At 69.7% G+C, this 24,836-nt stretch carries 15 protein-coding genes and 1 pseudogene; 7 read left to right on the forward strand and 9 right to left on the reverse strand.

Annotated elements, in window-relative coordinates; genetic code table 11:
* The first annotated feature begins 67 nt into the window (after window positions 1-67).
* The 5 genes from ACN28I_RS11750 to ACN28I_RS11770 all read left to right on the forward strand — a co-directional run bounded on the left by ACN28I_RS11750 (window position 68) and on the right by ACN28I_RS11770 (window position 6,746).
* Window positions 68-1,825 carry a SpoIID/LytB domain-containing protein gene (locus tag ACN28I_RS11750; RefSeq protein WP_420942134.1) on the forward strand — a complete coding sequence of 586 codons (1,758 nt, stop codon included), beginning with the start codon at window positions 68-70 and terminating at the stop codon, window positions 1,823-1,825.
* A 58-nt stretch (window positions 1,826-1,883) separates the two neighbouring features.
* Window positions 1,884-3,122, forward strand: coding sequence for an energy transducer TonB family protein (locus ACN28I_RS11755; protein ID WP_420942135.1), 1,239 nt, complete (start codon window positions 1,884-1,886; stop codon window positions 3,120-3,122).
* 48 nt (window positions 3,123-3,170) lie between these two features.
* Window positions 3,171-4,088 (forward strand): cation diffusion facilitator family transporter, encoded by a 918-nt coding sequence (locus tag ACN28I_RS11760; RefSeq protein WP_420942136.1) that lies wholly within the window; start codon window positions 3,171-3,173, stop codon window positions 4,086-4,088.
* A gap of 86 nt (window positions 4,089-4,174) precedes the next feature.
* Window positions 4,175-4,357 (forward strand): hypothetical protein, encoded by a 183-nt coding sequence (locus tag ACN28I_RS11765; protein ID WP_420942137.1) that lies wholly within the window; start codon window positions 4,175-4,177, stop codon window positions 4,355-4,357.
* Between the two features lie 133 nt (window positions 4,358-4,490).
* Entirely contained in the window at window positions 4,491-6,746 is a 2,256-nt protein-coding gene (locus tag ACN28I_RS11770; protein ID WP_420942138.1) for an ATP-binding protein, read from the forward strand.
* Window positions 6,747-6,756: 10 nt separating this feature from the next.
* Here the strand turns inward: ACN28I_RS11770 and ACN28I_RS11775 are convergent, their stop codons facing one another.
* The 3 genes from ACN28I_RS11775 to ACN28I_RS11785 all read right to left on the reverse strand — a co-directional run bounded on the left by ACN28I_RS11775 (window position 6,757) and on the right by ACN28I_RS11785 (window position 10,392).
* Window positions 6,757-8,928, reverse strand: coding sequence for a hypothetical protein (locus tag ACN28I_RS11775; RefSeq protein WP_420942139.1), 2,172 nt, complete (start codon window positions 8,926-8,928; stop codon window positions 6,757-6,759).
* Between the two features lie 99 nt (window positions 8,929-9,027).
* Entirely contained in the window at window positions 9,028-10,125 is a 1,098-nt protein-coding gene (locus tag ACN28I_RS11780; RefSeq protein ID WP_420942140.1) for a hypothetical protein, read from the reverse strand.
* 45 nt (window positions 10,126-10,170) lie between these two features.
* Entirely contained in the window at window positions 10,171-10,392 is a 222-nt protein-coding gene (locus tag ACN28I_RS11785) for a hypothetical protein (RefSeq protein WP_420942141.1), read from the reverse strand.
* Between the two features lie 331 nt (window positions 10,393-10,723).
* Between ACN28I_RS11785 and ACN28I_RS11790 the strand changes: the two genes are divergently transcribed.
* Together ACN28I_RS11790 and ACN28I_RS11795 are read left to right on the forward strand one after the other, a co-directional pair.
* Complete coding sequence (locus ACN28I_RS11790) at window positions 10,724-11,032, forward strand: hypothetical protein (protein WP_420942142.1); 309 nt, start codon at window positions 10,724-10,726, stop codon at window positions 11,030-11,032.
* Window positions 11,029-11,175 carry a DUF885 family protein gene (locus ACN28I_RS11795; RefSeq protein ID WP_420942143.1) on the forward strand — a complete coding sequence of 49 codons (147 nt, stop codon included), beginning with the start codon at window positions 11,029-11,031 and terminating at the stop codon, window positions 11,173-11,175. The genes ACN28I_RS11790 and ACN28I_RS11795 overlap by 4 nt, the downstream gene beginning before the upstream one ends.
* Window positions 11,176-11,179: 4 nt before the next feature.
* On the opposite strand, the gene agmC is transcribed toward ACN28I_RS11795, so the two are convergent.
* From agmC to gcvT, 6 genes and pseudogenes are all read right to left on the reverse strand, one after another.
* Window positions 11,180-12,937, reverse strand: a complete 1,758-nt coding sequence (agmC, locus tag ACN28I_RS11800) for an adventurous gliding motility protein AgmC (RefSeq protein ID WP_420942144.1) — start codon at window positions 12,935-12,937, stop codon at window positions 11,180-11,182.
* 108 nt (window positions 12,938-13,045) lie between these two features.
* On the reverse strand, window positions 13,046-16,579 hold the full coding sequence (locus ACN28I_RS11805) for an HYR domain-containing protein (protein ID WP_420942145.1): 3,534 nt from the start codon (window positions 16,577-16,579) through the stop codon (window positions 13,046-13,048).
* A gap of 324 nt (window positions 16,580-16,903) precedes the next feature.
* Window positions 16,904-20,038 carry an HYR domain-containing protein gene (locus ACN28I_RS11810; protein ID WP_420942146.1) on the reverse strand — a complete coding sequence of 1,045 codons (3,135 nt, stop codon included), beginning with the start codon at window positions 20,036-20,038 and terminating at the stop codon, window positions 16,904-16,906.
* Window positions 20,039-20,295: 257 nt separating this feature from the next.
* Window positions 20,296-23,200: pseudogene (gcvP, locus tag ACN28I_RS11815) on the reverse strand (aminomethyl-transferring glycine dehydrogenase).
* A gap of 83 nt (window positions 23,201-23,283) precedes the next feature.
* The gene (gene gcvH / locus ACN28I_RS11820) at window positions 23,284-23,673 is read right to left on the reverse strand and encodes a glycine cleavage system protein GcvH (protein ID WP_420942147.1); all 390 of its coding nucleotides are present in this window, start codon (window positions 23,671-23,673) and stop codon (window positions 23,284-23,286) included.
* Window positions 23,674-23,716: 43 nt separating this feature from the next.
* Window positions 23,717-24,802 (reverse strand): glycine cleavage system aminomethyltransferase GcvT, encoded by a 1,086-nt coding sequence (gene gcvT / locus ACN28I_RS11825; protein ID WP_420942148.1) that lies wholly within the window; start codon window positions 24,800-24,802, stop codon window positions 23,717-23,719.
* Window positions 24,803-24,836: the final 34 nt, after the last annotated feature.

A 24,836-nucleotide genomic window follows, 5' to 3' on the forward strand; every position in this document is an offset into this window, starting at 1 on the left:
GCTTGCCTGCTTGGACTCCGAACAGGAGGTGGCGGTGAGCGCCATCCACAGGTACCGTCGGGGGGCTTTGCTCAAAGCCGTTCTTCCACTCCTCGCGATCCTCCTCGTCACCTGCGCCGCGCCGCGCCGGGCCGCGCCGTCTCCGTCCCCGGAGGCGCTCCGCTCCGAGTCCGCGGCCCGCGCGCCCCCCGCCGCCACTCCGGCCGCCGCACCTGCCCTCCAGGGGAAGCCCCCCGCTCCGGTCCTGGAGGCGCCGCCCCCTGGCGAGCTGCCCGCGCCGGACGCGCTCAAGCGGCTGGACTTCCGGGGCGGTGAGCCGCAGGTCCCCATCGGGTTGATGCAGGGCCGCCGCGAGGTGCGCTTCTCCCCCAAGGGGCGGATGCGGCTGCGCTTCGGCGGCGAGGCGGAGCGGCTGCTGGAGGCCCCGGCGGGCTCGGTCTGGACGGTGCGCGTCACCGACGGCACGCCCGCGGAGCTGTCCGCGCGCATCCAGCTCGAGGAGCTTCCCTTCGCGGACAAGGAGGGGCTCGCCGAGGTGCAGGCGCGCTGGCAGGCCCGGGGCGTCGCGGTGCGCGCCCACGTGCTCGGCGTGCTCTATGGCATCGCCGGGAAGGTCATCGACAACCGGCGCTACCTGCTGCTGCTCGACGAGGAGCTCACCCCGGCGCGGGCCACGGAGCGGCAGGCGGAGCTGCTGCGCCAGTTCGGTGTGCGCACCACCCTCTTCGAGGAGGTCCGCGCGCCCTCGCGTGCCATCCTCGAGCTGCGGGACGAGGCGGGCAACGTGGTGGGGCTCGCGCAGGACAACCTCCACGCGGAGACCCTGGACGGCGCCGGCTTCGACGTGCGGCAGGTGGAGCACGACGTCGGCTACGACAACCACGGTTTCGAGGACCGGAGCTTCCGGGGCACGCTGCAGCTCTCGGTGGATCGCCACGGGACGTTGGCGGTGGTCAACGTGGTGAAGCTGGAGGAGCTGCTCATGGGGCTGGTGCCCTCGGAGATCTACGCCCGGGCGCACCCGGAGGCCCTCAAGGCGCAGGCGGTGACGGCGCGAGGCGAGGTGCTGGCGAAGGTGGGCATCAAGCACCTGGCCGATCCCTACCTCCTGTGCTCCGAGCAGCACTGCGCGGTGTACCGGGGCCGCACGGGCGAGGCGGCCAGCACGAGCGCGGCGGTGGAGGCCACGCGGGGCCAGGGGCTGTTCTCCTCGGACGGCAAGCTGGTGGACTCGGTGTACAGCGCGGTGTGCGGCGGCCACACGGAGGACAACGACGTCGTCTGGGGCGGCCCCCCCAACCCGAGCCTGCGCGGCAGGCCGGATCTCCTCGGCCCGGCGGAGGGCCTGCCCACCCCCCGGGCGCTCGCGGAGTACCTGCGGACGGAGCTGCCCGCCGCCTGCCGCCTCTCCAGCTTCGCGCGGGCGGGCAAGTTCCGCTGGGAGAAGCGCTTCACGCTGGAGCAGGTGAACGCGCTCACCCCCCACCTCGGGGTGGGCCCGGTGCACGCGCTGAGCCTGGGCGAGCGGGGTGTGTCCGGCCGGGCCCGCACCCTCACCGTGGCGGGCGAGCGGGGCGTCACCCAGGTCCGGGGCGAGCTGAACATCCGCCGGCTCTTCGGGATGCTCAACAGCGCCATGGCCCTGTTGGAGGAGGAGCGGGATGGCGCGGGCCACCTCACCGGTTGGCGCTTCCGGGGCGGCGGCTGGGGCCACGGGGTGGGCATGTGCCAGACGGGCGCCATCGGCCGGGCCGAGGCCGGGCAGCGCTACCAGGACATCCTCCGTTTCTACTTCAACGGTGCCGAGGTCGCGCCTATCTATTAAGTCACCCTGAAAACGTCTCGGGAGTACGGGGCGGGCTCGGGGGTTATCATCACCACGCGTGTCGACGGGTCCTTCGGTTCCAGAGCAGGCTTACAAGCGGCGGCGCAGGCGGGAACGGCCCGCTCGCTACCTCATTGCCCTCGTCCTGGCCCTGCTGGCGCACGGAGCCTTCGTTGGCCTGCTGTCGCTGATGGCCTACATCCAGCTCAACCTGCCGCCCGAGCCCAAGCCCCCCAAGCCGGCGAGCGCCGTGGTCATGCGCCCCATGAGTGCCCAGGAGTGGGCGAAGAACCGCGGGCCCCAGCCGACCAACCCCCAGGCTTCCCCGCCCGGCCAGAAGAAGCCGGAGAAGAAGCCCGAGGAGAAGCCCAAGGGTCAGGTGGTGGACGTGGCTCCGGGCAACCAGCAGGAAGCGCCGGACGCCAAATACCTCGCCGAGCACAACAACAAGGTGGAGAAGGAGACGCGCGCGAAGGACCAGACGCCCTTCTACCGCAACGCCATGCCGCGGACGACGGCGCGCGAGTCCCGTGAGGGCTCGGGCGCCAGCAACGAGACGGCTCCGCGGGTCGCCGGCAACAACGGCACGGGCGCGGACGAGCGGCCCATGAAGGAGGGCGGCAAGAAGTCCGCCTTCGAGCTGCCCGAGGCCAAGAAGAAGCAGGAGATCGCCCTCAAGCAGGACCCCGACGCCTCGGGCCCGGGCATGGAGGTCAACAACCGCGACGAGAGCGACGAGCTCGCCGGCAACTCCAAGCGGCTGCGCATCCAGCAGGGCTCCGATGCGGACGAAGAGGGCTCCACCGGCCGCATGGGCTCTCCGGGGATGGCCAGGCTGATGCCCTCGCAGGCGGTGATGGATCAGATCATCGGCGGGGCGCCCAATGATCACCTCAAGGACGCGGAGGAGGGAGACGGAACCTACCTCAACACCCGCGAGTGGAAGTACGCCAGCTTCTTCAACCGGGTGAAGCAGAGCGTGGGCACGCAGTGGGATCCCAACTCGGCGCTGATGCGGAGGGATCCGACGGGGCAGACCTACAGCGGCAAGGATCGCTACACCCTGGTCAACGTCACCCTGGACGAGAACGGGCGGGTGGCGAACATCACCATCGAGAAGAGCTGCGGGTTGGACTTCCTGGACCTGGCGGCCGTCGAGTCCTTCAAGAAGGCCCAGCCCTTCCCCAACCCGCCGCCGGGCCTGCTGGAGGACAACTCCAAGGTGCGCTTCAAGTTCGGCTTCTTCATGGAGATGGGCGGCGGCCCCCGGATGAGGCTCTTCCGTCAGCCCAACTGATTGCCCGGACGCCGGGGAGGCTCGCGTACGGGCGTTGTTGGAATTAGGGTGCGCCGCGTGGACGCCTCCTCCCTGATCGAGCGCAACCGGAAGGTGCGCAACGTGCTCGCCGCCATCCTCCTGGCCAACTGGGCCGTGGCGGTGGCCAAGGTCGTCATCGGATGGATGAGCAGCTCGGCCGCGGTGACCGCGGATGGCGTGCACTCCTTCATCGACGGAGGCTCCAACGTGCTCGGCCTGGTGGCCATGTCCGTGGCCTCCCAGCCTGCGGACGAGGACCACCCCTACGGCCACGGCAAGTTCGAGGCGCTGGCCTCGCTGGGCATCGGAGCGATGATCGGCATCGCCATGCTGGAGCTGGGGCGCATGGCGTTGGACTCGCTGCTGCACGACCGCCATCCCACGGTGACCCCGCTCATGGCGGGGGTGATGGTGGGCACGCTGCTGGTCAACCTGGCCGTCACCACCTTCGAGCGCAAACAGGGCGAGAAGCTGCGGAGCCCGCTGCTGCTGGCGGACGCGCGGCACACGCTGTCGGACGTGGGCGTGACGCTGGCGGTGCTGGGCTCCATGGGGCTGGTGTGGCTGGGCTTCCCGAAGGCGGACGGCATCGTCACGCTGGGCGTGCTGGTGGTGGTCGCCCGGGTGGCGTGGGGCATCGTCAAGCAGGCGGTGGGCATCCTCTCGGACACGGCGCGGTTGAATCCGCAGAAGGTGGAGTTGCTCACCCTCCAGGTGCCGGGCGTGCGCTCGTGCCGCGACGTGCGCAGCCGGGGCATGGAGGGGACGGTGTACGTGGACCTGAAGATCGAGGTGGATCCTCAGCTCACCACCGCACAGGCCCATGAGCTGGCCGACGCCGTGGAGGCCCGGATACAGGCGGAGTTCCCCGAGGTGGTGGACGTGGTGGTGCACGTCGAGCCGGCCCGGCTCCCCTCCTCCCGGCCCCACCTCTCCACCCGGTGAGCCCCGGGGGGCACCGCCCGCCCGCCCGCTCCGCTGGCATCCCTCGGGACTCCGTCACAAAGCCCCCTTGCGGACCCTACCGGGGCATGAACATCGAACGCGTCATCTATTTCACGACCTTCGCACTCATCGGCGCGAGCTACCTGCTCTCGGGCAAGAGGGAGCTCCGAGCCGCCGCGGCCCAGCAACGCCAGTACGACGCCGAGCTCGAAACGCTCGTGCGCCCCGTGCTCTTCTTCGCCATGAAGGCGCCCGTGGCGCAGTGCTGAGCCGTCGCTTCCCCGCGTCGTACGCCCTCACGCGCGAGCTGCCACACGGGTGCCCTTGTGAAACTTTGGAGTGTGGCTGAGCCGTGTTTGCGCGGCTCGCGGTGCTCCAGATACCGTGCGCGCGAGTCCCGCCTTGTCCCCCCCGGCCCCTTCCCTCCCACTCCGCTGGCACCTCGTCCGGCTCGCGGTCGGCACGCTCCTGCCCGCCGTCGTCTTCGCCGCGGTCGTGGTCTTCCAGCTCGCGCGCCTGGAGCGCCAGGACGTCGAGCGGCGGGTGGTCCGTTCAGCGCGCTCGCTCGCGACGGCCTTCGAGCGGGAGATGTCCGGCTCCATCCGGACGCTCCAGGCCCTGGCCCAGTCCGACCATCTGGATCGAGGCGAGCTGGAGTCCTTCCTCTCGGAGTGCGAGCGGGTGCGCCGCACGCAGCCGGCCTGGAAGCAGGTGCTGCTGATCTCCCCGGACGGGCGGTTGCTGCTCAACACCTCGTATCCCTGGGGGGCCCCGCTCCCGCCGGTCGCCGAGCAGGAGAGCTTCGCGCGCGTCCTCGAGACGCACCAACCCATCGTCGGAGGCCTCGCCGTCGGCAAGGGCCCGCGGCGGGCGTTCGCCTTGCCCATCCGGGTGCCGGTGATGCGCGACGGCGTGCTCCGATACGTGCTCACGGCCGTCATCACGCCGGAGTCCCTCACGGAAGTCGTGGCCAGCCCGTCGTCCGGGAACGAGGAGTGGACGCGCACGCTGGTCGACCCGCGGGGGATGGTGGCGGCCCGCACCCGCGACCCCGTGCGCTTCGTCGGCCAGCGGGCCACTCCCTCGTTCCAGGAGAACACCCGCGCTTCGCTCGAGGGCGTGTACTCCGACGTGTCGATGGATGGTGCGCCCGTCTACGTGGCGTTCAGCCGGAGCCAGCCTTCGGATTGGACCGCGGCGATCGTCAGTCCCCGGCGGGTCCTGGATGCACCCGTGACCGGTTCGATGCTCACCGCCGGATGGCTCGGGCTCGTGCTGCTGTCCGCGAGCGCGGGCGGCGCCTGGCTCTACTCCCGGCGGCTCGAGCGGTCCATCACCCAGGCCTCGAACGCCGCGGCCGCGCTCGCGCGGGGAGACCGTCCCCACATGGAGCCGTCCAGCGTGCGCGAGCTCGCACAACTGGGCGAAGCGCTGGAACGCTCCGGACTGCTGCTGCGGGAGCGCGAGCGCGAGCGGGACGCGAACCTCGCCACCGCCGAGAGGGCACGCGCCGAAGCCGTCGAGGCCACCCGGGCCAAGGACGTGTTCCTCGCCATGCTCGGGCACGAGCTGCGCAACCCGCTCGCGCCGATCGTCACCTCGATGGAGGTGCTCCGCAGGCGGGGCCTCGCGCAGACACCCGAGCACGAGGTCATCTCCCGGCACCTCCGGCACGTCGTCCGCCTCGTGGATGACCTGCTCGACATGGCCCGGCTCGCTCGCGGACAACTGTCGCTCCGCCGCGAGCCGCTCGAGCTCTCCGCCGTGACCGTCCGGGCCGTGGAGGCGGCGGCCCCGCTCATCAGGCAGCGGCATCACGTGCTCGAGACCCACGTGTCCTCCTCGGGCCTGCCGGTGCTGGCGGATGCCGACCGGCTGACGCAGGTGGTCGCCAACCTGCTCATGAACGCGGCGAAGTACACGCCCCCTGGCGGGCGCATCCAGCTCCGGGCCGGAGAGCAGGAGGGAGGCATCGCGCTCGTCGTCGAGGACGATGGCCAGGGATTGTCGCCGGAGCTCGTCCCCCGGCTCTTCGAGCCCTTCGTCCAGGGGGCTCGCACGATTGATCGGAGTGAAGGAGGTCTGGGCATCGGCCTGGCGCTCGTGAGGAGTCTCGTCGAGGCGCATGGCGGCCGGGTCGAGGCACACAGCGAGGGGCCCGGCCTGGGCAGCCGCTTCACGGTCTGGCTGCCGAGGCACACGGACGCCGAGGCGGCACTCCCCCAGGAGACCCAGCGGGAGCGTGCCGCCGCCGGAGCCACGACGAACCCCGGGAACCTCCTCCGCGTGCTCGTGGTGGACGACAACGTCGACGCCGCCGAGAGCCTGGCCGAGCTGCTGGCCCTGAGCGGGTACGAGGTGGCCGTGGCACACGATTGCCAGGGGGCGTTGAACCGGGCCGGCGAGTTCCGTCCGGATGTGGCACTGCTCGACATCGGCCTGCCCGAGGTGGATGGCTATGGCGTCGCCGAGCGCATCCGGGAGCGGCTGGGAGAGTCGAGCCCCGTCTTCGCCGCGCTCACGGGCTACAGCCTGGACGGGGACCACGCACGCAGCCAGGCGGCGGGCTTCCGCCACCATTTCGTGAAGCCCCTCGACATCAAGGAACTGCTCGCCTTCGTCGAATCAGTCCGGCTGACGCGGCATGGGACCGCGTAGAACGGCGCGGTCAGCAACCGGGGTCGAGCTCGTCCGCGAGGCCGTCGCCGTCGTTGTCCCGCTGGTCCTCGCACAGCCCGGGGCCCTCTTCGGGGGCCCACTCGTGGACGAACAGTTGATCCGAGTTGGCGACCGGTAGCTCGTCCTCGCCCTCCGTGCCCTCGAGGACGACGATGAGGGACTCGCCCTGTGCCATCTCGCGCACCAGCACCACACGTTCGAGCTTCTGGCCAACTCCGGGGAAGTTGACGCAAGCGAGCTCCGGGCCCGCACACCCGTTGCGCAGGGAGAGCAGCCCATCGCGCCAGCGGCCGTGGAAGACATACCGGCCCGCCTTGGGAGCGGTCCACGCGTACACCCGCTCGTCCCGGCCGGGGTAGCTGTCGAAGGCACAGCTCGGACGGAAGAAGTTGTACCCCCGGCTCGTGGGAGTGCTGCCCCACGCGGGCAGCGCGTTGCCGAGATCCACGTCCGCGCAAGCACGCCCCTGGCACTCGGGAGTCGCGCCGCAGTCCGCGTCCTGGCAGTCCACCTTCCCATCGCCGTCGTTGTCGAGCCGGTCCGCGCAGTGGCCCTGCTCGCCACCGGGCGCCGCCTCGGTGATGTGGAGGTGGTAGTAGCTGTCCACCCAGCCGAGCCGCGCACCATCGCCGAAGAGCGTGAGGTACACGGTCTCTCCTGCCTTCAGGGAGTAGCGGTCCGGGAGCAGTGGGTGGGAGCCGGGGACCTCCTGGCCGTTACAGCTCCCGAGGCGGACCGTCAGCCGGCTGGAGGCGCCGGAGCCGGCGTTGCTGATGACATAGTCGCCGGTGCGCGGCGCCGTCCAGGTGAAGGTCGAGGACAGGACCTCGCCATGCATGGGGATGTAGTTGAGGAATCCCTCGGGCATTCCCGAGTGCCGCAACGGCAAGGTGCTGCCCAGATCCGCGGCCACGATGCACTTCCCGCAGGCGCCGGGGATGACCGCGCCGCAAGTCCTCCCCTCGCCGCAGCTTCCACACTGGAGGGTGCCACCACAACCGTCGGAGTACTCGCCGCAGCTCGCCTTCAGGTCCTGGCACCTCGTGGGGCTGCACGTCCCGATGCAGTCGCTGTCTTCCGCGTCACGCCGGCCGTCCGCGTCGTTGTCGAGGCCGTCCCCACACAAACCGGCCTCTCTGTCGACATAGCGGGTGACGGTGAGTTCATAGTCCGCCTCCCGTCCCGCCGTGTCCCGCACCACGAGGAGGACGGGCTTGCCACCTTCGAGCCACTGGTAGCGGCCCGTCGCGTGGGCCTGTGCGGGCACGCAAGCCAGTTCCGTCTCTCCCGCGCAGTCCGCCAGGAGGTGAAGCATCGGGAGGAACGCGTCCTCCGAGTCATGCCGCCGGACGCTGAGCGCGTAATGACCCGAGTGGGGAGGCGTGAAGGAGTGGACGCGCTCGGAGCCCAGGCCACCCGGAGCGCACGAGGGAGCGAAGCGGACATGCTCCGCGGAGGTCGTGCCGACGTGCCGCACGGGGAGCGCCGACCCGAGATCCACCGCCGCGCAGACGCTCGGGGTGCAGGCGGGTATCCCATCACACTCGGGGTCGCCGCAGTCCACCGCTCCATCGCCGTCGTTGTCCATCCCGTCCTGGCAGGCACCGGCCTCGCTGGGGGCCGCCTTCGCGATGCGCAGCGAGAAATCCGGGTGGAGCGAGCCACCCCCATCCAGGAAGATGGCCACCGTCTCACCCGCCTTCAGCGGCAGCCGCGCCTGGGGCACGTACCCGGAGCCCTGCCCCTCCCGGCGCGAGCAGGCGAGCACCGGCCCGTCGCAGCTCCCGCTCCGCACATCGAGCAGGACGCCCGAGGTGGAGCCGGAGGTGTCGAAGACGTAGAGGGCCGTCTCGGGAGCCGTCCAGGCGTACGAGGTGTCGGCACCATCTCCATACGTCTGGGAGTTGCAGGCGCGGTGATGATTGGAGCCACCGGTGAGGGTGCCCGTGACGAGCACCGGGAGCGCACGGCCCAGGTCATGCTCCGCGCACGCCGAGGGTCCTTGGGGTGTCGGCGGCCGGACAGGTGACGGGAGCGGACTCCCAGGAGGCGGCTGTCCGGTGCCCGGCAACCCCCCGGTGGCCTCCTCCACGGTGGGGCCACACGCCCACGTCAGACACACCACCGCCGCCGCGACCCACCCCCACCCACGCCCCATCATCCACTCTCCGCGTCCGGCCGGCCCTTCAGGACACACTCCGGGTGCCAAGGTGGAGGCGGCGAGGCATGGCGGCAAGGGCACCGCGGAGTGTTGGTCTGACTACGCGAACCACTCCCAGTCCTCGGTGTCCGCCGGGAAGGGGCTCCACCGGCGCGAGGCGAGCACCTCGGCCCGCCAGGCCTCGAGTCCCCCCTTCAGCGGCCAGCCCCGGGTCACGGTGCTTCGCCTGCGCTGCGCGTAGTTGACCAGCAACATGCGGTTCACCCTGTCGACGAGGGAGGGCGTCGCCCCGGCGCGCAGGTGGTGCTCGGCCGCCCGCATGATGCCCTCGTACTTCTCGGGCAGCGCGGGCAACACCTCCTCGTGGACCGGCCAGAGCCCCAGCAGCGGCGGCGGGACTCCCTCGAGCAGGGCCGCGTGCAGGCGATCATGCCCGTCGATCACCAGCCACTTCATGAGCAGGTCCACGTAGAGCAGCACCACGGGAGGCAGCGTCCCGTCCCGGGCGCGCTTGCGCCAGCTCTTCACCCGCCCATCGTCCTCGGGTGAAGGCGCACGCAGCGGCATCATCGCCCCCGTACGGACCTCCGAGGGCTCGCCGTAGGAGGACCAGGCCTCCACCCGGAAGCGCTCGAAGCGGAGGACGCCTTCGGGTGAGTGGGGAGGGAGCGGCGGCTGACCGAACCGCCACTCCATCGTGCTGACGGGATAGTGATACGCCTCGCTGGCGGGAATGGCCCGGAGGGGACGCAGGCACCAACGGCCCGCGTGGAGCACCGGATGCTCGGATTGCGCGAGCGCGCGCCCCAGGCGCCACATCCAGGCTTCCCACCACCTGTCCGTCCCCGGCGCGTGCGCCACCTCCCGCACCTCGGCCGCCGATAACGAAGGCAGTCCCCAGGGGGCGTGGGCGTTGCCCCGGAGGAAGCCGCACCGGTCCCACCAGGAGTCGATGCGCACCCAGAGCAAGGGCTGCCCTCCGCTGCTCAGGCGCAACCGGTAGTCCGGCGCGGCCTCGACATGCAGGGACGGTGGGTGGCGCCAGGGGCCTTCGCGCGGAACGCCCAGCAGCAGGCCGGGGCCCGCCAGCGGCAGTCCCCAGTCCTCCGTGTCATCGACGCTGAAGGCCACGCTCGGGTGCATCTCCTGCTCCTCGACTCCCGGGTTGTCGCGGGCACGTGGGTGGGCGAGGCTCACATACCGGGATGTGTTGATTGCACGTGCCGTCCACCCGCGCGCTCGTCACCGCGCTGCTCGTCCTGCTGTCCGCTCGTGCCACCTCGCGCCCCGCCTCCCAAGCGGACGCCGCCGCGCTCTCCCCCGCCCAGCGCTCCCTGCGCCGCATCGTCGATGCGCACTTCGAGGGCTCGCTCTTCTCCGGCACCCTGCCCCAGGTGGTATCCAGTTGGCGTTGAGGATGGAGCCGCCACAGAAGTGGAAGCCCGAGCTGGTCTGCAGGGACACCTGCCAGGGGTTGGCGCTGATCGTCGTGGCGGTACCGCCGACGATCTCCTGCCCGGTGGACTGAACCTGCTCCTGCTTCTCCTCGACGACCTCTGCGCCAAACCCACCGGCAGCGACATCGTACTGACGGCGGCCAGGCAGCGCGCGGTGATACCTGAAAACATGATGGACCTCGGAATGGGGGGGGATGAAGCCTCCCGCGCTGAGGGTGTATCAACCATCTCCCGCCAATCCCGATTCCTCACGTTTCCGGAATCACCCGGTTTTTCCCCTTCCCGCGGCGATGGGGGCCAGGAGCGGGGCCGTGACGCTCGAGTGATAGGATGGAGCCATGCCGAATGACACTGCTGCTCCTCCCGCGCCATCGCGCGACATCACCGCGCAGGTCCATCACCGCATCAAGATCGTCAGTGCCCTCACCGCATCCGCCTTCCCACTCATCCTCCTGGCGGGCCGCTTCCCAAAGTCCACGGCACTGCTCGTACTGACTCCGGCCTTCCTCCTGATCGTCGCCAGCGTCTGCTATTCCATTTTCGTCCTCTGCAGATGCCCCATCTGCAAAGCCTTCCTGAAGTTCACCCGGATTTCGAGCTACTGCCCGGGATGTGGCGCCCGCGCCCTGCACAGGCCTGAGAAGTGAGCCAGCTGGCGCTCTACCTGCGCCAGGAGGCGAAGGGGCGCTGGGGCAAGGACTTCAGCCTGCAACGCTTCCACGACGCCGTCGTCTCCTACGGCTACCCGCCCGTGCCCGTGGTGCGCCGGTTGATGTTCGGCGGGGACTGAGGGCTCACGGCTTGCGGCGGCGGCGCGCGGCCACCACGGCCAGCAGCACCGCCCCGGCCCCGAGACCCGCGCCCGGAGCGCTCCCGCAGCCGAAGCCCACCGACAGCACCAGGGGAGACACCTCGCCGGGCGGCACCTCGCCGGGCGGCCCCCCACCATTCCCCTGGGGCACGGCCGTGAAGCCGACGGGCGTGGAGGAGAGGCTGTGCACGCCGAGCTCCTCCGTGACGGCGCGCAGCTCGTGGTGTCCCATGGGGAGGGCTTCGGGGACGTCGAATGCGAAGCGGCCGTCGGCGCCCGTCTCCAACCGGGCCAGGAGCACCCCATCCAGCAAGAGGAGAACCCGCTGGCCCCCCGCGGCGGCCTGGCCCTCGACGTGGAGCCCCGGCCCCTCCTGCTGGGCTCCGTCCGCGGGCAGCGTCAGCACGGGCGCGGAGGGCATGCCGAACGGACGGGACAGAGCCTGCGCGGAGCCGAGGGCCGGGCCCGCGTTCACGCTGTCGGGCCCGGCCCCGTGCGTGCCACCATCCGTCGCCATCCGTCCGGGCGCTCCGGCGAGCACCGAGCGCGAACACGCGAAGACTTCTCCCTGGAGGAACACCACGCCCCCCGCCCCGCCACCGCCGGGTGCGAGCGGAAAGGACGTCTCGCTGTTGTCTCCCCCCGCGCCACCGGGAGCTTCCACCGCACCGCACTCAATCTCCTCCCGGGTCCGGATGGAGATGGCCCCGCCCGCCCCGCCACCGCCCGCGCCATCACCTCCGGGCGTCGGAGGCGGAGTGGCACCGGCCGCGCTGAAGCGCCCCAAGCCCCGTACCTCCGTGGCGCGGAGCAGCATCAACCCGCCTCCGGCTCCGCCGCCTGTTCCACCATCATTGTTGCCCTCCCCCGCTCCGCCGCCGCCGCCAAAGACGAGGTGCTCGTAGGGCCGGTACACCAGCGGGGCCCCGCCCATTCCTCCCACGTCCTGCTCGCCATCGGCGGGCGCGGAGCGGCCCCCCTGGCCTCCGAGCCCCGCGTGCCCACCGCCGCCCCCGCCCGAGTTGTGGCAGATGCCTCCTCCACCGCCGTTGGCCAGGTTGCCGCGCCCGGACGCCGTGCCGAAGCGGCCGGCCGCCAGACCCTCTCCTTTATAGGCGCCACCACTGGCCACCGGCTCATCCAGGCCCGTGCACCCGTTGAGGTTGGCGTGGGAGAGGAAGGCCCCGCCGCGGAAGCCCGCACCGTCCACGCTGATGAGGCCGTCGTTGCGCAGGCGTCCGGTGGCCATGACCGCGAGGATGCCGCCCACGCTCCCATCCCAGGGAGCGGCGCGCAGCGAGGCCCCCGAGCGCACCTCCAGATCGGTGTACTCGGGCACCCGCACCACCTGCGACAGATTGCCCGCACGGCCATACAGCAGGGGCGCGGTGAGGCGAATCACGCCCGGGGACACCGAGGCCACGCGCGCGTACTCGATGCGGCCCACCTGGCCGCTCCCCAGGTCGAGGGGCGTCTGGTTCCCGGAGTCCGGCGCGGCGAGGCCCGTGGACTGGTGGACGAGCACCAGGTCTCCCGCGGCGAAGCCCGTGGAGTCCGAGACCGTCAGAACGCTCGAGCCCGAGGGCGCATCGGCGATGAGGCGCGCATAGCGGTTGACGATGCGGCTCCCGGAATCGAGGCGCAGGTAGCCGTCCCTCCCCGTTCCCAGACCAAAGGTGTCCGGTTCGGCCCGGCCGTCACCGGCCACGAGAACCACGAGCAGGAGGAAGAAGATCCGCATGGCCTGGGATGCTACCCGAAACCCAGGTGCATCATCCCGGGACGAAAACGAAGGGCCCGGAACCGGCTGCCGGTTCCAGGCCCCTCGCCCCTTCACCCGATTACTGACTCACTTGCAGAGCGGGCTGCCCTCGGTGGTGCCCTCGGGGCACCCCTGGCCGACGCAGTACTTCACGCCGCTGTCCACCACCGTGCGGCCGGACTGATCGTGCGGCACGAGCACGCGGCAGGTGGCCTCGGTGGAGAGGCCCGCGTCGTTGGTGATGGCGTAGTGGATGGTGTAGACGCGGCCATCCCCCGTGCCCTCGCGCTCCGAGCGGATCTGCACGAACGACTTGCCCACCCTGACGGACATGTCCCCGCAGGTGCGGCCGTCACCGTTGCCATTGGCATCCTCCACCTCGTCCGAGGTGACGCGGAGCACATGGCCGTACGTGTCCAACGGCAGGGTGTTGCCGCACGAGTCCGTCGCGGGCTGCGCGCACTCGGACAGCGAGATGGTGACGAACTTGTGGTTGGGCGGCCACACCTGCACGCCCTTGTCCGCGCCGGCGACAGGCGCGCCGTCGTTGCAGTAGCCGCACACCTCGTCGCCACCGCCACCACCGTTGTCATCATCGTCGTCATCGTCATCATCGTCGCCGCCGCCGCAGCCGTCGTGGTGGCCATTGCCGTTGCCGTTGCCGTGGCTGCCGTGGCCGTTGCCATTGCCGTTGCCGTGGCTGCCGTGGCCGCCACCGAAGCCCCCGAAGAAGGAGCCGACCTTCTGCATCAGGAGGTTCTTGCCGCCGCCGTGGTTCTTGCCGCCGCCGTGGTTCTTGCCGCAGCCGTCGCCATCGTGGTGGCCGCCACCGTGGCCGTGGCCATCGTCATCGTCATCGTCATCGTCGTGGCCACCACCGCCGTGGCCGTGGCCATCGTCGTCATCGCCGTCGTCGTCGTCATCGGTGTCACCCCCACCGCTGCCGCCGCCCGTGGAACCAACGACCACCGAGAAGCCGCACGAGGACACGTTGCCGAAGGCATCCTGGGTGGAGCAGGTGACGGCCGTCTCGCCCATCGGGAAGGTGGAGCCCGAGGGATGCGAGCAGTTGACCGCCACCTCGCCGCAGTTGTCGGTGGCCGAGGTCGCGAAGTTGACCCGGGTGCCGCTCGGGGCGCAGGCCCTGATCACGATCGGAGAGGTCGGGCAGCTCAGCACCGGAGGCGTGGTGTCGCCGGTCACCGTCACGTTGAAGCCGCAGGAGGCCGTGTTGCCGGAGCCGTCCGTGGCCGAGCAGGAGACGGCCGTCTCGCCCACCGGGAAGGTGGAGCCCGAGGCGTACGAGCACGACAGGGTCGCCGGGCTGCACGAGTCGGTGGCCGAGGCCGCGAAGGTGGCCGGGGCACCGGCGGGCGAGCACGTCTCGATCACCTGCGAGGCCGGGCAGCTCACCGCGGGCTTCGCGGTGTCCACCACGGTGATGTTGCCCACGCACTGATCGCTCGCCTCACCATCCGAGGCCGTCAGCGTGACGGGGTGCGTGCCCAGCGGGAAGGAGCCGGAGGGCTCCTCGGAGATGGAGAGCGGCGACGGCCCGTTGTCCGGATCGTAGCTGCCGTTGTTCACGGTGGAGGAGCCCTGGCAGGCGGTGTTGGCGTTGACGGTGACGTCGCGGCACAGGGCCACCGGCGGCTTGTTGGCCGGAGTCGTCACCGCGCACGTCAGGTTGCCCATCGCGGAGGCGTTGTTGTTGCCCTCGTTGCACTCCGAGAGGGAGCCCGTGCCCGTGCCGTCGTCATCCACCACGGCCCACACCTCGGAGGCGCCGTGAGCCGTGGACGCCACGGAGATGGTGGCGATGGAGGAGCCGCCCACCGGCAGCGCGTCCGGAACACTGGCCACGCCCAGCAGCGTGCCGCCCGAGGCCGGGTTGCCCTTGTAGAAGGCCACCTTCACTCCCGCGGCCACCGCTGCCTCGCCCTGGTTGCGCACCCGCGCGCCGAGCACCAGCGAGCCGTACCCGTCGCACGACGTGGTCACGTCGGAGGCCAGCAGGTCCGCCGCCGCGAAGGGGCTCGGGCCCTCTCCGAAGTAGTTGGCCACGTTGGAGCGGAAATTGTTGAGCTTCGGGTTGAGCCAGTTGCTCGCAGGCTGCGCCGGGATGGTTCCGTCGTTGTTCACGTTGGTGATGGAGTAGGCGTGCTGGTTCCAGATCTTCCGCGTCCCGGCCCAGCCCTCGTTCTCGTCGTGCCACACGCGCACGCCGTTGAAGCCGGTGGCCGCGTGGTTGTTCTCCACCGTGACGATCTCCGCCGCGCCGTCGCCGTCCACGTCCGCGACGATGGGGAACTCGTGCGTGGTGCCTGAGCTGTGCGCCGTCTCCCAGCGCAGCGCTCCCGTCATGCCGTCGAAGATGCGCAGCTTCAGCTCGTCCGTGTAGATGACCTCCAGCCGGCCGTCATCCTCGAAGTCGAACGTCGTCGACGTCGTCTTGCCCGAGCTGTACTCCTGGATGGGGAAGGACCACTTCACCGTGCCGTCCGCCCCGTACACCGTGTAGTCCCAGTCGCCCGCCAGGCCGATCTCGAGCTGGCCGTCCCCGTCGAAGTCGCCGATGTTGGGCGCGCCACCGTGGCCCGCCTTGTCGTGCAGCGGGAGGTCCGTGCCCGTCAGGTGCACCTCGCGCGTCCACAGCAGCGCGCAGTTGGTGTCCAGCAGGCTCACCCGGCCGTGGGTGTCCTCCAGGCCCTTGCCCACCACCACGATCTCGCCCTCCGGGTCGCTGTCGAAGTTGCCCACCGCGGCGAAGCCGTGCGGAATCTCCGTGTTGGTGCACTTGAGCACGCCGTCATGGCGGTAGACGGAGCGGCCGTTGACCACCTCCTGCTTGCCGTCGTGGTTCAGGTCCACCGCGAAGGACACGGGGCCGGTGAACAGGGCACCACCCATGCCGTCGGAGCCCACCCACTTCAGGGCGCCCGTGTTGCTGTAGACGCGGTTGCCGTCGAGGATCTCCACGGCACCATCGCCATCCAGGTCCGCCAGCGAGGGGCCGCCCCACTCGTTGTAGTCATAAGCGTCCGGAGCCGAGCGGAACTTGAAGGTGCCGTCGTTCTCGAAGCAGATGATGCCGCGCCCATCCTCGGGGATGCCGCAGATCTCCACGGCGCCGTCACCGTCGATGTCACCGGCGGCGATGCTGGCCGCGGGCTTCACCCGGTGCTCCGAGTTCTCCACCGACCACAACTCCGTCCCGTTGTTGCCGCTGATGGCGCGCAGCACGCCGTCGACGTTGGGGTTCCGTTGTTCCTTGATCTCGTTGTTGTAGAAGTCGCCGTCGAAGGAGCTGAAGACGATGTCCGGGGTGCCGTCCCGGTTCACGTCCACCACCACCGGCTGCATCATCACCTGCTTGTGCGTGGGGAGGACCGGGCTGCCCGTCCACTCCCACTGCAGCTTCGGCTTGAAGCCAGGCGTGAAGGGCGGCTTCACCTCACACCGCTCCGCCAGCTTTCCCGACTCGCGAGCCTTGGACTGCTCCTTCGACGCCGACGTGCTGCAAGCTCCCCCCGTAGCCAGCACCATCAGCGCAACGAAGAGCCGCTCACGCCCCAGGCCCCGCCACTCCGAGGGAACCAGGGTGTTGCGTTTGAGTTTCATTTGGCTTCTCTCCTTCGCTTTCGGGCATGACCCGGTTTCAACACCAAGCAACCAAGCTCGACCAATGTACCGGTTGCTCTTGATTCTCGGTAAGCGGAAAAGACTGTGAAGGCAGATGTGTGCCATCTATTTACGAACACCAAAGATGGCAATGACAGACTTGTTCCATCCAGGTGTAGCGGCTGATCCGTCCTGGCACCGCAGGTGAGAGAAGCCCCCAGATAGAACGACGTGACCCGACGTCGTCCAAAAGCGAAGGGCCCGGGACCGACAACCGGTCCCGGGCCCCGCGCGACTTCACCCGAACTTCACCTGGCTACGGACTCACTTGCAGAGCGAGCTCCCCTCGGTGGTACCCGGGGGGCAGCCCTCGCCGACGCAGAACTTCACGCCGCTGTCCACCGCGCCGCGGCCGGACTGGTCGTGAGGCACGTGGACGCGGCAGCTGCTCTGGGCGGAGACGCCGGCGTCGTTCGTGACGACGTAGTGCAGCGTGTAGACGCGGCCATTCCCCGTGCCCTCGCGCTCGGCGCGGAGCTTCACGGACGTGGGGCTCACGATGACCATGTCATCGCAGGTCCGGCCGTCACCGTTGCCGTTGGCGTCCTCCACCTCGTCCGAGGTGACGCGGAGGATGCGGCCGTACTTCTCCAGGGGGAGGGGCTTGCCGCACGCATCCGTCGCGGGCGCCGCGCACTCGGAGAGCAGCAGGGGCGCGTACTCGTACTTGTGGTTGGGCGACCACAGCTCCGTCCCCAGGTCCGCGCCCGGAGTGGGAGGCGTGGAGGGGCTGGCCCCGCTCACCTGGACGGAGAAGCCGCACGAGGACGTGTTGCCGAAAGCATCCGTGGCCGAGCAGCTCACCTCGGTGTTGCCCGCGGGGAACTCGGAGCCGGAGGCGTGCGAGCAGGTGACGGCCACCTCGCCGCAGTTGTCGGTGGCCGAGACGGAGAAGTTGGCCGTGGAGCCCCCCTCGCCGCACGCGTTGACCACCACGGGGGCGGTCGGGCAGCTCAGCACCGGAGGCGTGGTGTCGCCGGTCACCGTCACGTTGAAGCCGCAGGAGGCCGTGTTGCCGGAGCCGTCCGTGGCCGAGCAGGAGACGGCCGTCTCGCCCACCGGGAAGGTGGAGCCCGAGGCGTACGAGCAGCTCACGGGCGCCGGGCCGCAGTTGTCGGTGGCCGAGGCCGCGAAGGTGGCCGGGGCACCAGCGGGCGAGCACGTCTCGAGCACCTGCGAGGCCGGGCAGCTCACCGCGGGCTTCGCGGTGTCCACCACGGTGACGCGGCCCACGCACTGGGCGCTCGCCTCACCGTCCGAAGCCGTCAGCGTGACGGGGTGCGTGCCCAGCGGGAAGGAGGCGTAGGGCACCTCGGAGATGGAGAGCGGCGACGGCCCGTTGTCCGGGTCGTAGCTGCCGTTGTCCACGCTCGCGCTGCCCATGCAGTAGACGTCGGCATTGACGGTGACGTCGCGGCACAGGGCCACGGGCGGCTGATTGGCCGGGGTCGTCACGCACGACAGGTTGCCCATGGCCGAGGAGCCGTTGTTGTCCTCGCGGCACTCGGAGGTGGCGCCCGTGCCCGTGCCGTCGTCATCCACCACGGCCCACACCTCGGAGGCGCCGTGAGCCGTGGACGCCACGGAGACGGTGGCGATGGAGGAGCCCCCCACCGGCAGCGCGTCCGGCACGGTCGCCACACCCAGCAGGGTGCCGCCCGAAGCCGGGTTGCCCTTGTAGAAGGCCACCTTCACTCCCGCGGCCACCGCCGCCTCACCCTGGTTACGCACCCGCGCGCCGAGCACCAGCGAGCCGTACCCGTCGCACGACGTGGTCACGTCGGAGGCCAGCAGGTCCGCCGCCGCGAAGGGGCTCGGGCCCTCTCCGAAGTAGTTGGCCACGTTGGAGCGGAAGTTGTTGAGCTTCGGGTTGAGCCAGTTGCTCGCAGGCCGCGCCGGGATGGTTCCGTCGTTGTTGACGTTGGTGACGGAGTAGGCGTGCTGGTTCCAGATCTTCCGCGTCCCGGCCCAGCCCTCGTTCTTGTCGTGCCACACGCGCACGCCGTTGAAGCCGGTGGCCGCGTGGTTGTTCTCCACCGTGACGATCTCCGCCGCGCCGTCGCCGTCCACGTCCGCGACGATGGGGAACTCGTGCGTGGTGCCCGAGCTATGCGCCGTCTCCCAGCGCAGCGCTCCCGTCACGCCGTCGAAGATGCGCAGCTTCAGCTCATCCGCGTAGATGACCTCCAGCCGGCCGTCATCCTCGAAGTCGAACGTCGTCGAGGTCGTCTTGCCCGAGCTGTACTCCTGGATGGGGAAGGACCACTTCACCGTGCCGTCCGCCCCGTACACCGTGTAGTCCCAGTCGCCCGCCAGGCCGATCTCGAGCTGGCCGTCCCCGTCGAAGTCGCCGATGTTGGGCGCGCCACCGTGGCCCGCCTTGTCGTGCAGCGGGAGGTCCGTGCCCGTCAGGTGCACCTCGCGCGTCCACAGCAGCGCGCAGTTGGTGTCCAGCAGGCTCACCCGGCCGTGGGTGTCCTCCAGGCCCTTGCCCACCACCACGATCTCGCCCTCCGGGTCGCTGTCGAAGTTGCCCACCGCGGCGAAGCCGTGCGGAATCTCCGTGTTGGTGCACTTGAGCACGCCGTCATGGCGGTAGACGGAGCGGCCGTTGACCACCTCCTGCTTGCCGTCGTGGTTCAGGTCCACCGCGAAGGACACGGGGCCGGTGAACAGGGCACCACCCATGCCGTCGGAGCCCACCCACTTCAGGGCGCCCGTGTTGCTGTAGACGCGGTTGCCGTCGAGGATCTCCACGGCACCATCGCCATCCAGGTCCGCCAGCGAGGGGCCGCCCCACTCGTTGTAGTCGTACGCGTCCGCGGCCGAGCGGAACTTGAAGGTGCCGTCGTTCTCGAAGCAGATGATGCCGCGCCCGCTCTCCGGGATGCCGCAGATCTCCACGGCGCCGTCACCGTCGATGTCACCGGCGGCGATGCTGGCCGCGGGCTTCACCCGGTACGCCGGCTCCGTCACCGTCCACAGCTCCAGCCCGGTGTCGCCGCTGATGGCCCGGAGCACACCGTTGGAGTTGCCGTCGTAACCGTTCTGGTAGGCCGTGTTGTAGAAGTCGCCGTCGAAGGAGCTGAAGACGATGTCCGGGGTGCCGTCCCGGTTCACGTCCACCACCACCGGCTGCATCATCACCTGCTTGTGCGTGGGGAGGACCGGGCTGCCCGTCCACTCCCACTGCAGCTCCGGCTGGAAGTGGCCCGTGAAGGGCGGCTTCACCTCACACCGCTCCGCCAGGTTCGCCGAGCCGCGAGCGTTGGGCTGCTGCTGCGTGTCCGTGCTGTCACACGCGCTTCCCGTGGCCAGCGCCACCAGCGCCACGAAGAACCGCCCACGTCCCTGTCCACTCCACCGCGCGAAACCCCGCGTGCCGCGCCTGAGCTTCATATGGCCTCTCTCCTTCTCTCGGACCTGGCGCTGAATCCCCAGGCTGGAACCCGAAAGAACCGTGAATACCGTCACACGCGGAATATCACGTTGTATGCATTCATGGTTGTCAGAAATATCCGGCACGGATGGAGAATGGATGCAGTGATTCTCGGTTCGCGAGAAGACGAGACTCACGGAAAGACAAAAGGCCCCAGGTTCCGGAGAACCTGAGGCCCTTGTCTGGGTGAAGCCGGGGGATTCGAGTCCCCCGCGGGTCATGCCGCCTTGGACGGCTCCGGGGACATGTAGTCCTCGATCGGCGGGCACGAGCACACCAGCTTGCGATCGCCCAGCACGTTGTTCAGCCGTCCCACCGACGGCCAGAACTTGTGGTCGGCCACCCACGGCGCCGGGAAGGCCGCCTGCTCACGCGAGTAGGGCCGGTTCCACTCCGGCGCCGTCATCACCCGCGCCGTGTGCGGCGCGTTCTTCAGGACGTTGTTGTCCTTGGGCGCCTTGCCCTCCTCGATCTCGCGGATCTCCCCACGGATGGCGATCAGCGCGTCGCACAGCCGATCGATCTCCGCCTTGGACTCGCTCTCCGTCGGCTCGATCATCAGCGTGCCCGCCACCGGGAAGGACACCGTCGGCGCGTGGAAGCCGTAGTCCATCAACCGCTTGGCCACGTCCTCCACCTCGACGCCCGCCGTCTTCTTCAGGTGCCGCAGGTCCACGATGCACTCGTGCGCCACCCGGCCCCGCTTGCCGCGGTAGAGCACCGGGTAGTGCGCCTGCAGCCGCTCGGCGATGTAGTTGGCGTTGAGGATGGCCAGCTTCGTGGCCTTCGTCAGGCCCTCGGCGCCCATCATCGCGATGTACATCCACGAGATGACCAGGATGCTCGCGCTGCCCCACGGCGCCGCGGACACGGCCCCGATGCTGTCGCTGCCGCCCGTGGTGATGACCGCGTGCCCCGGCAGGAACTTCACCAGGTGGCTCGCCACGCAGATGGGACCCATGCCCGGGCCGCCACCGCCGTGCGGGATGCAGAACGTCTTGTGCAGGTTGATGTGGCACACGTCCGCGCCAATGTTCGCCGGCGACGTCAGCCCCACCTGCGCGTTCAGGTTCGCGCCGTCCATGTAGACCTGTCCGCCGCGCTCGTGCACGGCGGCGCAGATGTCCTTGATCTCCTCCTCGAACACGCCGTGCGTGGACGGGTAGGTCACCATCAGGGCGGCCAGCTTGTCCTTGTGCTCATCCGCCTTGGCGCGCAGGTCCGCCAGGTCGATGTTGCCGCTCTCGTCGCACTTGACGACGACCACCTGGTAGCCCGCCATCACCGCGGTGGCCGGGTTGGTGCCGTGCGCCGACGAGGGAATCAGGCAGATGTTGCGGTGCCCCTGGCCCCGGTTCTGGTGGTAGGCGCGGATGACCAGCAGGCCCGCGTACTCGCCCTGGCTGCCCGCGTTGGGCTGCAGCGACACGCCCGCGAACCCGGTGATGCTCGCCAGCATCTGCTCGAGCTGCTCGAAGAGCACCTTGTAGCCCGCCGCCTGGGAAGCTCGGCGCGAAGGGGTGCATCTTGCCGAACTGCGGCCACGTCACCGGAATCATCTCCGCGGTGGCGTTGAGCTTCATCGTGCACGAGCCGAGCGGAATCATCGAGTGCGTGAGCGACAGGTCGCGCGACTCGAGGCGGCGGATGTACCGCAGCATCTCCGTCTCGGAGTGGTAGCTGTTGAAGACTTGGTGCGTGAGGTACGGGCTGGTGCGGCGCAGGGCCTCGGGGAGGCTGCTCTGCACGTCCTGGCCCAGCTCCTCGAGCGTGAAGCCCAGCGGCTTGGCGCCGGCGAACACGGCGAGGATGGCCTCCACGTCGGCCGGGCGGGTGGCCTCGTCCAGGCTCACGCCGATGGCCCGCTCGTCGATGCGGCGGAAGTTCATCCCCCTGGCCTCGGCGGCCGAGAGGATGCCGCGGATGTGCGGCGGCGCCGTCTCCACCCGGAGGGTGTCGAAGATGTTCTCGTAGTTGGCGCCGTAGCCCAGCTTGCGCAGGCCGCGCGCCAGCAGCACCGTCAGGCCGTGCACGCGCTCGGCGATGGCCTTCAGGCCCTGGGGCCCGTGGTACACCGCGTACATGCCGGCCATGATGGCCAGCAGCACCTGCGCGGTGCAGATGTTGCTCGTGGCCTTCTCGCGGCGGATGTGCTGCTCGCGCGTCTGCAGCGCCATGCGCAGGGCGCGGCGGCCCTGGGCGTCCTCGGACACGCCGATGATGCGGCCCGGCATGACGCGCGTGTAGGCGTTCTTCGTGGCGAAGAAGGCCGCGTGCGGGCCGCCGTAGCCCATGGGCACGCCGAAGCGCTGGGCGCTGCCCACCGCCACGTCCGCGCCGAACTCGCCCGGCGGCGTCAGCATCGTCAGCGCCAGCAGATCCGTGGCGACGATGAAGAGGCCATTGGCCGCGTGCACCTTCTCGCCGAAGGCGCGGTAGTCGTGCACCAGGCCATCGGTGGCCGGGTACTGCACCAGCGCGCCGAAGAACTTCTTGGCGCCCAGGTCCACCGTGCGGTGGTCACCCACCACCACGTCCACGCCCAGCGGCTGGGCGCGGGTACGCACCACGTCGATCGTCTGCGGGTGGCAGGTCTCGGAGACGAAGAAGGCGCCGCCCCCGTTGTCGTCCCCCTTGGTGTGCAGCGCCATGGCCATGGCCTCGGCGGCCGCGGTGCCCTCGTCGAGCAGCGACGCGTTGGCCACTTCCATCCCGGTGAGGTCCATCACCATCGTCTGGAAGTTGAGCAGCGCCTCCAGGCGGCCCTGGGCGATCTCCGCCTGGTAGGGCGTGTACTGGGTGTACCAGCCCGGGTTCTGCAGGATGTTGCGGAGGATGACGTACGGGGTCTGGGTGTCGTAGTAGCCCATCCCGATGAAGGACCGGAGCAGCTGGTTCTTCGCCGCGATGGTCTCCAGCACCGCGAGCGCGTCGTGCTCCGAGTGGGCGGCCGCCGCCAGCTTCAGCGGCTCCTTCGAGCGGATGGCAGCGGGCACCGTCTGGTCGATGAGCTCGTCCAACGAGCCCACGCCCACGGTCTTCAGCATCCCGTGCAGCTCCTTCTCATCCGGGCCGATGTGCCGGTCAGAGAACGATTCCTGGTATTTCCAGTTCAAGGACATAGTTCGAGCACTCGCAGTGCGGGTGTGACGAAAAGACCCAGGTAACACCCAGGCCTCGTTCGTTCATTCAGACCCGGGGGACATCAGGAATTCTTGAGCAGATCCCCGTACGCGGAGGCATCCATGAGCCCGGCCACTTCCTTGCTGTCCGAGGGCTCGAGCTCGATGATCCACCCCGCCCCGTAGGGGTCCGAGTTGATCGTCTGGGGATTGTCCTTGAGGGCGTCGTTCACCTTCACCACCTTGCCGCTCAGGGGGGAGAAGAGATCCGAAACGGCCTTGGTGGACTCGATGGCGCCGAACTGCTTGCCGGCGGTGACGGTGACGCCCACCTTGGGCAGATCCACGAACACCACATCACCGAGCGCCTCCTGGGCGTGCTCCGTGACACCCACCACCACGATGGACCCCTCGACGCGGGCCCACTCGTGCTCCTTCGTGTACTTCAGGTTCTGCGGAATGTTGCCGGCCATGTCCGTGCTCCTCGGGTAGGGCTGCTCAGGGCTTGGGACTGCGTCAGGACTTCTTCAAGAAGGGGGTCTTCACCACGACGGCGGACACCGGACGGCCGCGGATCTCCACGTCGAAGGTCGAGCCCTCGGCCGCCAGCTCGGTGGGCACGTAGCCGATGCCGATGGGCTTCTTCACCGAGGGGCCCATGGTGCCGCTGGTCACCTCGCCCACCCGCTGCCCGTCCTTGAGGATGGGGTAGCCGTGGCGGGGGATGCCGGAGCCGGTCAGCTCGAAGCCCACCAGCTTGCGCTTCACACCCTCGGCCTTCTGCTTCGCCAGCACGTCGCGGCCGATGAAGCCGCCCGCCTTGTCCAGCTTGCAGATCCACCCCAGCCCCGCCTCCAGGGCCGTGTGGTGGTCGTCGATGTCGTTGCCGTAGAGGGCGAACTTCATCTCCGTGCGGAGGCTGTCGCGGGCGCCCAGGCCACAGGCCTTCACGCCGTCCTGCTGGCCCTCCTTCAGGAGCGCCTCCCACAGCTTCTCCGCGTCACCGGGCGCGCAGTACAGCTCGAAGCCGTCCTCGCCGGTGTAGCCGGTGCGCGAGATGAGGCACTGCACGCCGGCCACCTGGCCCTCGGTGAAGCGGTAGGTGCCCACCTTGGAGACGTCCACGGAGGTCAGCCGCTGCACCAGGCCCACCGCCTTGGGGCCCTGCACGGCGATCTGCGCGTAGTCGTCGCTGCGGTCCACCGGCTTCACGCCCTCGGCGCGCGCCTGCATCCAGGCGAAATCCTTGTCCTTGTTGGACGCGTTGACGACGATGAGGATCCGCTCGGGCGAGAAGCGGTAGGCCACCACGTCATCCACGAAGCCGCCCTGCTCATTGAGCAGCCCGGCGTAGACGGCCTGGCCGTCCGCGCACTTGGAGAGATCGTTGGTGATGAGCTTGTTGGCCGTCTCGAGGGCCCCGGGGCCGGAGAACTCGATCTCCCCCATATGGGAGACGTCGAAGAGACCCACGGCATTGCGCACCGCCTCGTGCTCGGCGATGACGGAGGTGTATTGCACCGGCATGTCCCAACCGACGAAATCCACCATCTTGCCGCCCAGCCTGCGATGGGCCTCGTTGAGGGGCGTACGGCGGGCCATGCTGTTCTCTCCTGAGGGGGGTGAAAAAACGGCG

Source organism: Archangium gephyra (assembly GCF_049060025.1).
Taxonomy (GTDB): Bacteria; Myxococcota; Myxococcia; order Myxococcales; family Myxococcaceae; genus Archangium; species Archangium gephyra_A.

Bases quoted from the DNA above. Each gene is read 5' to 3' on its own strand.
- ACN28I_RS11765 (WP_420942137.1), top strand. From the start codon at position 4,175: ATGAACATCGAACGCGTCATCTATTTCACGACCTTCGCACTCATCGGC.
- ACN28I_RS11775 (WP_420942139.1), bottom strand. From the start codon at position 8,928: ATGATGGGGCGTGGGTGGGGGTGGGTCGCGGCGGCGGTGGTGTGTCTG.
- ACN28I_RS11790 (WP_420942142.1), top strand. From the start codon at position 10,724: ATGCCGAATGACACTGCTGCTCCTCCCGCGCCATCGCGCGACATCACC.
- agmC (WP_420942144.1), bottom strand. From the start codon at position 12,937: ATGCGGATCTTCTTCCTCCTGCTCGTGGTTCTCGTGGCCGGTGACGGC.
- ACN28I_RS11805 (WP_420942145.1), bottom strand. From the start codon at position 16,579: ATGAAACTCAAACGCAACACCCTGGTTCCCTCGGAGTGGCGGGGCCTG.
- ACN28I_RS11810 (WP_420942146.1), bottom strand. From the start codon at position 20,038: ATGAAGCTCAGGCGCGGCACGCGGGGTTTCGCGCGGTGGAGTGGACAG.
- gcvH (WP_420942147.1), bottom strand. From the start codon at position 23,673: ATGGCCGGCAACATTCCGCAGAACCTGAAGTACACGAAGGAGCACGAG.
- gcvT (WP_420942148.1), bottom strand. From the start codon at position 24,802: ATGGCCCGCCGTACGCCCCTCAACGAGGCCCATCGCAGGCTGGGCGGC.